General features: G+C 71.9%; 10 protein-coding genes. 7 read left to right on the top strand and 3 right to left on the bottom strand.

What is annotated here, in order from left to right; translation table 11 throughout:
* The first annotated feature begins 8 nt into the window (after positions 1-8).
* The 3 genes from ACIGNX_RS09945 to ACIGNX_RS09935 all read left to right on the top strand — a co-directional run bounded on the left by ACIGNX_RS09945 (position 9) and on the right by ACIGNX_RS09935 (position 2,562).
* Positions 9-176 (top strand): hypothetical protein, encoded by a 168-nt coding sequence (locus tag ACIGNX_RS09945; RefSeq protein WP_396538272.1) that lies wholly within the window; start codon positions 9-11, stop codon positions 174-176.
* Positions 177-253: 77 nt separating this feature from the next.
* Positions 254-871, top strand: coding sequence for an alpha-ketoglutarate-dependent dioxygenase AlkB (locus tag ACIGNX_RS09940; protein ID WP_396538270.1), 618 nt, complete (start codon positions 254-256; stop codon positions 869-871).
* Between the two features lie 98 nt (positions 872-969).
* Complete coding sequence (locus tag ACIGNX_RS09935; RefSeq protein ID WP_396538268.1) at positions 970-2,562, top strand: cellulase family glycosylhydrolase; 1,593 nt, start codon at positions 970-972, stop codon at positions 2,560-2,562.
* Between the two features lie 231 nt (positions 2,563-2,793).
* Here the strand turns inward: ACIGNX_RS09935 and ACIGNX_RS09930 are convergent, their stop codons facing one another.
* Together ACIGNX_RS09930 and ACIGNX_RS09925 are read right to left on the bottom strand one after the other, a co-directional pair.
* Entirely contained in the window at positions 2,794-3,252 is a 459-nt protein-coding gene (locus tag ACIGNX_RS09930) for a winged helix-turn-helix transcriptional regulator (protein WP_396538266.1), read from the bottom strand.
* A gap of 149 nt (positions 3,253-3,401) precedes the next feature.
* A complete protein-coding gene (locus tag ACIGNX_RS09925; protein WP_396538264.1) occupies positions 3,402-4,532 on the bottom strand; it encodes an AI-2E family transporter in 1,131 nt (376 codons plus the stop codon).
* A 222-nt stretch (positions 4,533-4,754) separates the two neighbouring features.
* On the opposite strand from ACIGNX_RS09925, the gene ACIGNX_RS09920 reads away from it, so the two are divergent.
* Positions 4,755-5,714, top strand: coding sequence for a glutathione S-transferase family protein (locus ACIGNX_RS09920; protein ID WP_396539171.1), 960 nt, complete (start codon positions 4,755-4,757; stop codon positions 5,712-5,714).
* A 78-nt stretch (positions 5,715-5,792) separates the two neighbouring features.
* Here ACIGNX_RS09920 and ACIGNX_RS09915 read toward each other — a convergent pair whose 3' ends face one another.
* Positions 5,793-6,851, bottom strand: a complete 1,059-nt coding sequence (locus ACIGNX_RS09915; RefSeq protein WP_396538262.1) for a LacI family DNA-binding transcriptional regulator — start codon at positions 6,849-6,851, stop codon at positions 5,793-5,795.
* A 298-nt stretch (positions 6,852-7,149) separates the two neighbouring features.
* Between ACIGNX_RS09915 and ACIGNX_RS09910 the strand changes: the two genes are divergently transcribed.
* From ACIGNX_RS09910 to ACIGNX_RS09900, 3 genes are read left to right on the top strand one after another with little or no spacing between them, the layout of a single operon-like run.
* The gene (locus ACIGNX_RS09910) at positions 7,150-9,531 is read left to right on the top strand and encodes a glycoside hydrolase family 3 N-terminal domain-containing protein (RefSeq protein WP_396538260.1); all 2,382 of its coding nucleotides are present in this window, start codon (positions 7,150-7,152) and stop codon (positions 9,529-9,531) included.
* Positions 9,528-10,517, top strand: coding sequence for an ABC transporter permease (locus ACIGNX_RS09905; protein WP_396538258.1), 990 nt, complete (start codon positions 9,528-9,530; stop codon positions 10,515-10,517). The genes ACIGNX_RS09910 and ACIGNX_RS09905 overlap by 4 nt, the downstream gene beginning before the upstream one ends.
* On the top strand, positions 10,514-11,449 hold the full coding sequence (locus ACIGNX_RS09900; protein WP_396538256.1) for a carbohydrate ABC transporter permease: 936 nt from the start codon (positions 10,514-10,516) through the stop codon (positions 11,447-11,449). Before ACIGNX_RS09905 ends, ACIGNX_RS09900 begins: the two co-directional genes overlap by 4 nt.
* The last annotated feature ends 41 nt before the right edge of the window (positions 11,450-11,490 follow it).

Raw genomic sequence — 11,490 nt, 5'->3', positions numbered from 1 at the left:
GATCTTCCATGAGCAGCACACCGATCTACGACGAGCTGGCCGCCATCCTGCTCGCCGACCACCCGGGCGCCGCCGAGGCGGCTCCCCCGGGGCCGCCGCAGGCCGAGGTCGCGGAGGAGCCCGCGAAGCAGGTCCGCACCGGCGGGAGACGGCGCAAGCCCGAGCCGGACGCCTGACCTTTTTCAGTCTGCACTGAAGTTATAGAGCCCGTTGGAGTCGAACGGTTGTTCGACTCCCGGGTTACGCTGCCGCCATGCAGGTGTCGCTGTTCGACGACGACGCGCGGGCTCCCGCGCTGCGCCCGCTGACCGGTGTGCGGCGGACCGAGCTGGGCGACGGCGCGTGGGTCGACGTGCTCCCCGGCTGGTTGACCGGCGCGGACGCGCTGTTCCGGCGCCTGGCCGCCGAGGTCCCCTGGCGCGCGGAGCGCCGGCGGATGTACGAGCGCGTGGTGGACGTGCCGCGCCTGCTCTGCTTCTACGACGAGCGGGCGCCGCTCCCCGACCCCGTGCTGACCACGGCCCGCGACGAGTTGAGCGCCTGGTACGCCGACGAGCTGGGCGAGCCGTTCCGCACCGCGGGCCTGTGCTACTACCGCGACGGCCGCGATTCCGTGGCCTGGCACGGTGACACGATCGGGCGAGGTTCGCGCGAGGACACGATGGTGGCGATCGTGTCCGTCGGCACCCCCCGGGCGCTGGCGCTGCGCCCCCGCGGCGGTGGCGAGACCGTGCGGTACGCGCTCGGCCACGGCGACCTGATCGTGATGGGCGGGTCGTGCCAGCGCACGTGGGAGCACGCCGTGCCGAAAGCGGGCAAAGCGGTCGGACCGCGCATCAGCATCCAGTTCCGGCCGCGCGGGGTGCGCTGACCAGCCCGGAATTGCTCCTTGTCCCGCCTGACCGCCGTCACTACTCTCCCTCTGGGAGCGCTCCCAGAACGTTGCGAACATCCTCAAAGGAGAGCGGTATGCGGCAACGGAGATCCATCCTCGGCGCTCTGCTCACGGCTGCGGTAGCCGTCAGCGGAGTCGTCGTGATGGCGACGGCGGGTCAGGTCACGGCGGCCCCGGCCGGTGGTTACCTGCACACCGCGGGCAGCAAGATCGTGGACAGCACCGGCGCGACGGTCCGGCTGACCGGCATCAACTGGTTCGGCATGGAGACCGACAACAAGACCTTCCACGGGCTGTGGTCCAACCGCACGTGGAAGCAGCAGCTCGACCAGATGGCGTCGCTCGGGTACAACACCCTGCGCATCCCCTTCTCCAACGACGCGCTCAAGCCGGGCGCGACAGCGTCGGGCGTGAACGACTTCGTCAACCCCGACCTGGTGGGGCTGTCGCCGCTGCAGATCCTCGACAAGGTCATCGACTACGCGGGCCAGAAGGGGATGCGCGTCATCCTCGACCGGCACCGGCCGACCAGCGCCGGGCAGACCGCGCTCTGGTACACCGCCGCCGTGCCGGAGAGCACGTGGATCAACGACTGGAAGATGCTGGCCCAGCGGTACGCCGGCAACACCACCGTCATCGGCGCGGACCTGCACAACGAGCCGCACGCCGAGGGCACGAACCCCAACGCCACCGGCGCGTGCTGGGGCTGCGGCGTCGTGGAGCGCGACTGGCGGCTGGCCGCCGAGCGGGCCGGCAACGCGATCCTGTCCGTGCAGCCGAACTGGCTGATCTTCGTCGAGGGTGTGAGCTGCCCGAGCGGCGGGCTGTCGAACACCTGGGACAACGACCCGTCCAACGACGAGGACTGCGGTTGGTGGGGTGGCAACCTGTCGAAGGCCGGCCAGTACCCGGTGCGGCTGGACGTGCCGAACCGGCTGGTCTACTCGCCGCACGAGTACGCGACGTCGGTGTACGAGCAGGCGTGGTTCACCGCGCCGGACTTCCCGGCCAACCTGCCCTCGGTGTGGGACCGCTACTGGGGCTACCTGTACAAGAACAACACCGCGCCGCTGATGATGGGCGAGTTCGGGTCGACGCTGGCCAACCCGAAGGACAAGGTGTGGCTGGAGAACCTGATGGCGTACACCGGGAAGGGTGTCAACGGCATCTCGTTCACGTACTGGTCGTGGAACCCCAACTCGGGTGACACGGGCGGCATCGTCGGCGACGACTGGACCACGGTGAACCAGGCGAAGCAGTCCATCCTGCAGCCGTACCTGATCCCCCCGACCGGTGGGACGACCACGACGACCACCACGACGACGACCACCACCACCTCGTCCGGGACGGGTTCCGGGTCGTGCAAGGCGGTGTGGCGCCAGGACAACGCGTGGCAGGGCGGCTTCCAGGGCTCGCTGACGGTGACGAACAGCGGCACCGCCGCGGTGAACCCGTGGAAGGTGGTGTTCACCCTGCCGTCCGGCGTGACCATCGGCAGCGGGTGGAACGGCACGTTCAGCCAGAGCGGCACGACCGTCACCGTGACCGCCCCGTCGTACGCGCCGTCGCTGGGCGCGGGCGCCTCGGTGGCCCTCGGCTTCACCGCCAACGGCACCGCCGCCACCCCGGCGGGCGTCACCCTGTCGGGTTCCGCCTGCACCGCCTGACACGGCTCGCGGGTGAGTGAGGGCCTCCGGCGTGCGGCACGCCGGAGGCCCTCCCGTGTCGGGGCGGCGGTCGGTCGGCGGGCCCCGTTGTTCCAACTCACGTGTGGCGCTTATGGAAACGGTGTTATCGTCGTTCGGGCCGGACAGCTCCACCGTCCGGCGATGCCGACGCCGGTCCGGCACGGCGTCGTCACCGGTCGGCGGGGTTCGGTGACGACGCCGGTGCTCCCGTCAGCCGGACAGGCCGGAACCCCCCGACCTCCGCACGACGTGGCCGGGCGGGACCTGCTGCTCGCAGCAGTCGCAGACCATCCGCGTGCGCACGACCCCACCGCAGGCCGCGTGCTCGGCGACGGCGGGCGGTCCGGTGGGCGAGGGCTCGTGCCGGTCGCCCCACGCCATGAGCGCGAGCAGCACCGGCGTCAGGTCGCGCCCCTTGGCGGTGAGGCGGTACTCGTGGCGCGGCGGCCGGTCCTGGTAGAGAACGCGTTCCAGCACGCCGCACTCGACCAGGTTGTTGAGGCGGTCGCTGAGCACGTTGCGGGCGATGGGCATCCGGTTGAGGAACCCGTCGAACCGGGTCACGCCGGAGACCGCCTCGCGCACGATCAGCAGCGTCCAGCGCTCGCCGACGACCTCCAGCGCGCGGGCGATCGAGCAGACCTGGCCGTCGTACGTGCGTCGGAGCATTCGCGCATGATAACCAGGGGTTTTTCGGCGCAACCCGTTCATCGGCGGGTGAATGGCGCCCGTCCGCCGCGGTGGTGCCGGTTACCGGACGTCACGGGTGTTGGGAACGCTCTCACCAGCGCCGGTCGGGCCTGCGGCATACCGATGCCTCAGGAGCCGTCCGCCGGGCGGGGCTCCTCCCCCGGCCCCTCCACGACCGCGGTCCGCTTGTCGGCGACCTCGCCGAGGTAGCGCAGCACCACCGCCGCCGCGGACACGACGGGCACGGCCAGGAACGCGCCCGCGATGCCGTAGAGGCTGCTGCCCGCCGTCACGGCGAGCAGGACGACGGCGGCGTGCAGGCTCAGGCTGCGCGACTGGAGCACCGGCTGGAGCACGTTGCCCTCGACCTGCTGCACGACGACCACGATCACCAGCATGATCACCGCGGTCGTGAGGCCGTTGCTGACCAGCGCGACGAGCACCGCGAGCGCACCCGCCACGAACGCGCCCACGATCGGCACGAAACCGCCGAGGAACGTCAGCGCCGCCAGCGGCACGGCGAGCGGCACGCCCAGCACCACCAGGCCCAGGCCGATCAGCACCGCGTCCACCAGGCTCACGATCGCCTGCGTGCGGATGAAGTCGCCGAGCGTGGTCCACGTCCGCTCCAGCACGACGGTCACGTGCCCGCCGGCGCGCTGCCCGATCACGCCGCGCAACCACGGCGTGAACCGCGGCCCGTCCTTGACGAACAGGAACGCCAGCAGCAGCGCCAGGACGCCGGTGACGATGCCGGAGGTCACCGTGCCGACGCCGGTGAGCAGGCCGTTCGCGATCGACCCGACGCTGGACTGCAACTGGTCGACGCCTTGTTGCAGCATCCGGTCGAGCTGGCCCTCGCGGAGGTTCAGCGGCGGTCCGGACAGCCAGTCGCGGGCCTGCTGGAGGGCCTGGGTGGCGCTGTCGGCGATCTGCGGCACGCCGGAGGCGATCGACGTCGAGATGAGCGCGACGACACCGCCGAGCACGGCCAGCCCGCCGACGACCACGACCGTCGCCGCCAGCGCGGGCGGCACGCCGCGGCCGCGCAGCCACCGGGCGGGCGGCCACAGCACCGTCGTGATCAGCAGGCCCAGCAGGACCGGCATCACCACGACCCAGAGCCTGCCGATCAGCGTCCAGAGCAGCCAGAAGCCGATCGCCACCAGCGCGAGGCGGGCGCTCCACCGGGCCAGCCAGGTCACCCCGTGCCCGATGGCCTGGCCGCGGTCGGTCCAGCGGCGGTCTTCAGCGCTCACGTCTGCCCATCCCTCCGGCCGCGCCGTGCGGCGCCTGTGCGGCAGCCTGCCAGAACCGGTCGCCGCCCACGTGCCGGCGCCCGGCGGGGGCGTGCCGGGAGACGTAGGCTGCCGAACGTGAGCGACACTTCAGCACCCGCGGCGGAGTCCGGCAACCCCGAGCACCGGCGCGGTGGGACGTACTCGGTCAAGGGCAAGGAGTACACCCGCGACACGCGGTACATCACGACGCGCGTCACGGCCGACGGGCGGGACGGGTTCCCGGTCGAGGCCGGGCGGTACCGGTTGGTGGCGGCGCGGGCCTGCCCGTGGGCCAACCGGTCGATCATCGTGCGCCGGTTGCTGGGGCTGGAGGACGCCCTGTCGCTCGGGCTGCCCGGGCCCACGCACGACGAGCGGTCGTGGACGTTCGACCTCGACCCCGGCGGGCGCGACCCCGTGCTGGGCATCGAGCGGTTGCAGGAGGCGTACTTCAAGCGCGACCCCGATTACCCGCGCGGGATCACGGTGCCCGCCATCGTCGACACGACGACCGGTGCCGTGGTGACGAACGACTTCGCGCAGATCACGCTGGACCTGTCCACCGAGTGGCGCGAGCACCACCGGGCCGGTGCGCCCGACCTGCTGCCGCGGCGGCACCTCGACGAGGTCGAGGCGGTCAACCGGCGCGTGTTCACCGAGGTCAACAACGGCGTCTACCGGTGCGGGTTCGCCGGCACGCAGGAGGCGTACGACGAGGCGTACGACCGGCTGTGGACGGCGCTGGACTGGTTGGAGGAGCGGCTGGGCGGGCAGCGCTACCTGGTGGGCGACACGATCACCGAGGCGGACGTGCGGCTGTTCACCACGCTCGTCCGCTTCGACCCCGTCTACCACGGCCACTTCAAGTGCAACCGGAACAAGCTGGCCGAGATGCCGGTGCTGTGGGCGTACGCCCGCGACCTGTTCCAGACGCCGGGGTTCGGCGACACGGTCGACTTCGAGCAGATCAAGCGGCACTACTACCTCGTGCACAAGGACATCAACCCGAGCGGGATCGTGCCGGACGGGCCCGACCTGTCCGGCTGGGTGACGCCCCACGGCCGGGAAGCGCTGGGCGGGCGGCCGTTCGGCGACGGCACGCCGCCCGGTCCGGTCCGCGAGGGGGAGCGGGTCGACCCGGCCCACACGCCGCTGCGGTGAGGCGCGGCGGGCCCCGAGCGCGGAGTTCAGGGTACCCGGACGTTCGACACACGGGACCGGAGTGTTCGACACACGGGGTCAGGGGGGTGGGGGGCTCGTGCTCTCGCGGACGACCAGCTCGGTGGCCAGGTCGATGCGCTCGTTCGGCGGGCGTTCGCCCCGGGCCAGGCTGAAGACCATCTGGGCGGCGGTGGTCGCCATCTCGCGCAGCGGTTGGCGGACCGTGGTCAGCTGCGGTCCGATCCACTCCGTGACCGAGAGGTCGTCGTAGCCGACGACCGACAGGTCGTCCGGGATGGACAGACCCAGCTCGCGGGCCGCCCGCATCACCCCGAGCGCCTGGAAGTCCGAACCCGCGAAGATCGCGGTCGGCCGGTCGGGGCGGCGCAGCAGCTCCATCCCGTGGCCGTACCCGCCCTGCACGTAGAAGTCGCCGTACCGCACGAAGTCCGGGTCGACGGCGACGTCCGCGGCCTCCAGCGCGCTGCGGTACCCGTCGACCCGCGCCCGGCTGCACAGCATGGTCGTCGGGCCGGAGATCACCGCGATGCGCCGGTGCCCCAGCGCGAGCAGGTGCCGGGTCGCCGCCAGGCCGCCCGCCCAGTTCGCCGAACCCACCGTCGGCACGCCCGGCGGCGGCTCGCCCGCGGTGTCCACGAACACGAACGGGATGTTGCGCGTGGCCAGTTGGCGGCGCTGCTCGGCGTCCAGCCCCGCCAGCACGAGGATCACGCCCAGCGGTCGGCGGGCCAGCAGGTCGTCGAACCACTCGCGGCGCGGCCGGTGCTCGCCGCCCAGCTCCGACAGCACCACGGCCGCGCGCTCGGTGGCCGCGGCCAGCTCGACCCCGCGGATGATCTCGGTGGACCACGCCGAGTGCATCTCGTGGAACACCAGGTCGATCAGCGCGGGCCGGGACGACTGCCGCGCCCGTCGTCGCCGGTACCGGTGCTGCTCGATGATGCTCTCCACCCGGGCCCGGGTGTCGGGCGCGACGTCCGGCCGTCCGTTGAGGACCTTCGACACGGTGGGGATGGAGACGCCCGCCTCCGCGGCGATGGAGGAGATCGAGGCCGCGCCCCTCACCGCCTTCTCCGGCACGGCCCCGACGGCGTCCCGCTCGGTCGACGACCCCATGCTGCCCCCCGTGCTCGCGTCGCGGCCGCACTTCGCCACCGGTTCTAAAGTTTCGACGGCCGAGCGTAAAGGTTCAACCTTTCGATCTCCACCATGATGGTTCGCATCTCCGACGTTGGACCTGATCGGCCCAATGGAGCGCGGGCTGTTCATACCTGTGAACTGCGAAGACACTGGAGCATCGCGGCTGTTGACGTCGTGCGGAGATCCTCCTACGGTTCCCCCACCGGATCGGCATGTCGGAAAGTGCGTCGATAGTTTCGGTCTCCACGACGACGTGAGCGGGGGTACCTGGTCGATGAGGAACAGGACGACGGAGGTCGGCGACGCCGTGCCGACGACCGCCGACCGACCGGACCCGGTGTGGCGGGACGTCACCAGGCCCGTCGCGGAGCGGGTCGACGCGCTCGTGGCCGCCATGACGCTGGAGGAGAAGCTCGCCCAGCTCGTCGGCGTCTGGGTCGGCGCGGACCCGTCCGGCGCGGGCGTCGCACCGCACCAGCACGACCTCACCGCCGAGCCCGTGGTGTGGGACGAGGTGATCGCCTCGGGGTTGGGCCAGCTCACCCGGCCGTTCGGCACGCGCCCGGTCGACCCGGTGGCCGGCGCGCGCTCGCTCGCCGCCTCGCAGCGGCAGGTGGTCGGCGCCAACCGCTTCGGCATCCCGGCGCTGGTGCACGAGGAGTGCCTCACCGGGTTCGCCGCCTGGCAGGCCACCGCCTACCCCGCGCCCCTGGCCTGGGGCGCGTCGTTCGACCCGGACCTGGTGGCCGCGATGGCGGGCCTGATCGGCGGCTCGATGCGCGCGGCGGGCGTGCACCAGGGGCTCGCACCGGTCCTCGACGTCACCCGCGACTACCGCTGGGGCCGCACCGAGGAGACCATCGGCGAGGACCCCTACCTCGTCGGCACCGTCGGCACGGCCTACGTGCGCGGGCTGGAGCGGTCGGGGGTCGTGGCCACGCTCAAGCACTTCGCCGGGTACTCGGCCTCCCGCGCCGGGCGCAACCTCGCCCCCGTGGCCATCGGCCCGCGCGAGTTCGCCGACGTCGTGCTGCCGCCGTTCGAGATGGCCGTGCGCGACGGCGGCGTCCGGTCGGTCATGCAGTCCTACACCGAGGTCGACGGTCTGCCGTCGGCCGCCGACGCCGGGCTGCTCACCACGCTGCTGCGCGACACCTGGGGCTTCGACGGCACGGTGGTCGCCGACTACTTCGCCGTCAAGTTCCTCCAAGCGCTGCACGGCGTCGCCGAGGACGAGGCGCACGCCGCCGCGCTGGCCCTGACCGCGGGCGTGGACGTCGAGCTGCCGACCGTGCGCTGCTACGGCGCGCCGCTGCGCGGGGCGGTCGAGCGCGGCGAGGTGGCCGAGGCGCTGGTGGACCGCGCGCTGCGCCGGGTGCTGCGCCAGAAGGTCGAACTCGGGCTGCTCGACCCCGACTGGTCCCCGCTGCCCGCCGACGTCGAGGACCTGCGGCTGGACTCCCCCGAAGCACGGGACGTCGCCCTGCGCCTGGCGCGCGAGTCCGTGGTGCTGCTGGCCAACGACGGCGTGCTGCCGCTGCGGCCGGGCGTGCGGCTCGCCGTCGTCGGCCCGCTCGCCGACGACCCGATGGCGATGCTGGGCTGCTACTCCTTCCCCGCGCACATCGGCGTGCACCACCCCGACGCCGGGCTGGGGCTGGAGATCCCGACCGTGCTGTCCGCGCTGCGCGACGCCCTCGGCGGCGACGTCGCGCACGCCAGGGGCTGCGAGGTCACCGCCGAACCCGACGCCGACGACGTGGCGGCCGCGGTCGCGGCGGCACGGGACGCCGACGTCTGCGTGGTGGCCGTGGGCGACCTGGCCGGGCTGTTCGGGCGCGGCACGTCGGGCGAGGGGTGCGACGCGACCGACCTGCGGCTGCCCGGCGCGCAGGCGGACCTGGTCCGCGCCGTCCAGGCCACCGGGACGCCGGTCGTGCTGCTGCTGGTCACCGGCCGCCCGTACGCGATCGGCGACCTGGCCGACGGCTCGGCGGCCGTCGTGCAGGCGTTCTTCCCCGGCCAGCTCGGCGGCCGGGCCCTCGCCGACGTGCTCACCGGCGCGGTGTCGCCGTCGGGCCGGTTGCCGGTGGGCATCCCGGGCGACCCGTCGGGGCAGCCGGGCACCTACCTGACCGCACCGCTCGGCCGGCGCACCGAAGTGTCCAACGTGGACCCGACGCACGCCTTCCCCTTCGGCCACGGCCTCGGTTACCACGCGTTCACGTGGTCGCCCGTGCGCCTCTCCCCCGGCGGCGGGTCGTGGGCCACCGACGGCGAGGTCGAGGTCGAGCTGGACGTGCGCAACCCCGGCGACCGCCCCGGCGCGGACGTCGTGCAGCTGTACCTGCACGACCCGGTCGCGCAGGTGACGCGCCCGGTCGTGCGGCTCGTCGGCTACGCACGGGTGGAGCTGGCCACCGGCGCGTCGGCGCGGGTCCGGTTCCGCGTCCCGGCCGACGTCACGTCGTTCACCGGCCGGGACGGGCGGCGCGTGGTGGAACCGGGCGCGGTGCAGCTGCGGGTGTCGCGGTCGAGCGCGGACGTGCACGAAGCGGTGGACCTCCGGCTCGTAGGCCCGTTGCGCGAAGTCGACCACACTCGGCGGTGGCTCACCGCCGTGTCGGTCACCCACGAGGAGGTGCAGCGGGCATGACCACCCAGATCCGCGAAGCCGCGACCGGGACCCCACCGGACCGGACCGGCGCACCGCCGAAGGCCGCCGGGCGCCCCCGCCGGGGCACCTCCTGGCGCAAGGCGCTCAGGCGCGACTGGCAGCTCTACACGCTCGCTGTCGTCCCGCTGCTGTTCTTCCTGGTGTTCCGCTACGCCCCGATGCTGGGCAACGTCATCGCGTTCCGCAAGTTCGTGCCCGGCGGCAGCATCTACGGCGAGACGTGGGTGGGCCTGCGCTACGTCAAGATGTTCATCGGCGACCCGAACTTCTGGCAGGTCTTCGGCAACACGATGGTGCTGGGCGCGCTGTCGCTGGTCTTCGCGTTCCCGCTGCCGATCGTGCTGGCGCTGCTGCTCAACGAGGTCCGCTCCCGCTACTTCAAGCGGTTCGTGCAGACGGTGTCCTACCTGCCGCACTTCCTGTCGATCGTGATCGTGGCCGGCATGGTGATGCAGCTCGTGTCGCTGGAGGGCACGGTCAACCAGGTCGTGCGGGCCGTCGGCGGCGAGGCGGTCTCGTTCATCCAGGACCCGGCCTGGTTCCGCACGATCTACGTCTCCTCCGAGGTCTGGCAGACGGTCGGTTGGGGCACGATCCTCTACCTGGCCGCGCTGACCACGATCGACGCCCAGCTGTACGAGGCGGCCCGGATCGACGGCGCGAACCGGTGGCGGCAGACCTGGCACGTGACGCTGCCGGGCATCCGGCCGACGATGATCACGCTGCTGATCCTCAACATCGGCACGTTCATGGCGGTCGGGTTCGAGAAGGTCCTGCTGCTGTACAACCCGCTGACCTACCCGACCGCGGACGTCGTGTCGACCTACCTGTACCGGGTCGGCCTGGTGTCCAACAACTTCAGCTACGCCGCCGCCATCGGCCTGTTCGAGTCGGTCATCGGCCTGGCGCTGGTCCTGTCCGCCAACGCGATCTCGCGCCGAGCAGTGGGGACGAGCCTGTGGTGACCACCGACCCGACCCGCCTGCTGGAGCGGATGGACGAGCCCGCCGGGCCCCGCCGCACCTCCCTGGACGACTCGCCCGGCTACCGCGCGTTCCGCGTCGTCAACACCGTCGTGCTGCTCGGCGTGGTCGCCGTGACGCTGTACCCGTTCGTCAACATCGTCGCCCAGTCGTTCAGCAGCGAGGTCTACATCCGCACCGGCCAGGTCAACGTGGTGCCGCGCGGGTTCAACCTCGACACCTACGAGCTGGTCGCCTCCGACCCCGCGTTCTGGAACAGCTACCTCAACACCGTCGTCTACACCGTGACGGCCACCGCGATCTCGATCGTGCTCACCACGGTCTACGCCTACGTGCTGTCCAAGCACCGGCTCAAGGGCCGCGGCCTGCTCGTCGGCATCGCCGTGTTCACGATGTTCTTCAACGGCGGCCTGATCCCGAACTACGTGCTCGTCAACGGGCTCGGGATGACCAACACGATCTGGGCGGTCGTGCTGCCCAACGCGATCAGCGTGTTCAACCTCCTGGTCATGAAGGCGTTCTTCGAGAGCCTGCCGAGCGAGCTGGAGGAGGCCGCCGCGATCGACGGCCTGAACACCTACGGCACCCTGCTGCGGATCGTGCTGCCGCTGTCCAAGGCCGTGCTCGCGACGATGGTCCTGTTCTACGCGGTGGCCAACTGGAACTCCTGGTTCCAGGCGTTCCTCTACCTCGACCGCGCCGACATGTTCCCGGTGACGGTGTACCTGCGCAACATGATCGCCGGCGCCACGTCGGCGACCTCGGTCGGCGCCGTGGAGACCAACGCGGTGGCGATCTCCGCCAACATCAAGTCCGTGACGATGGTGCTGACCGTGCTGCCCATCGTCGCCGTCTACCCCTTCATCCAGCGCTATTTCGTGTCGGGCGTGATGCTCGGCGCGGTCAAGCAGTAGCGCGCCCGCTCGAGTCGACGACGGTGTCGAACACCTCCTGA

It is taken from the genome of Actinosynnema sp. NPDC053489 (assembly GCF_044544865.1).
Classification (GTDB): domain Bacteria; phylum Actinomycetota; class Actinomycetes; order Mycobacteriales; family Pseudonocardiaceae; genus Actinosynnema.
This window is presented reverse-complemented; position numbering and strand designations above follow the sequence as displayed.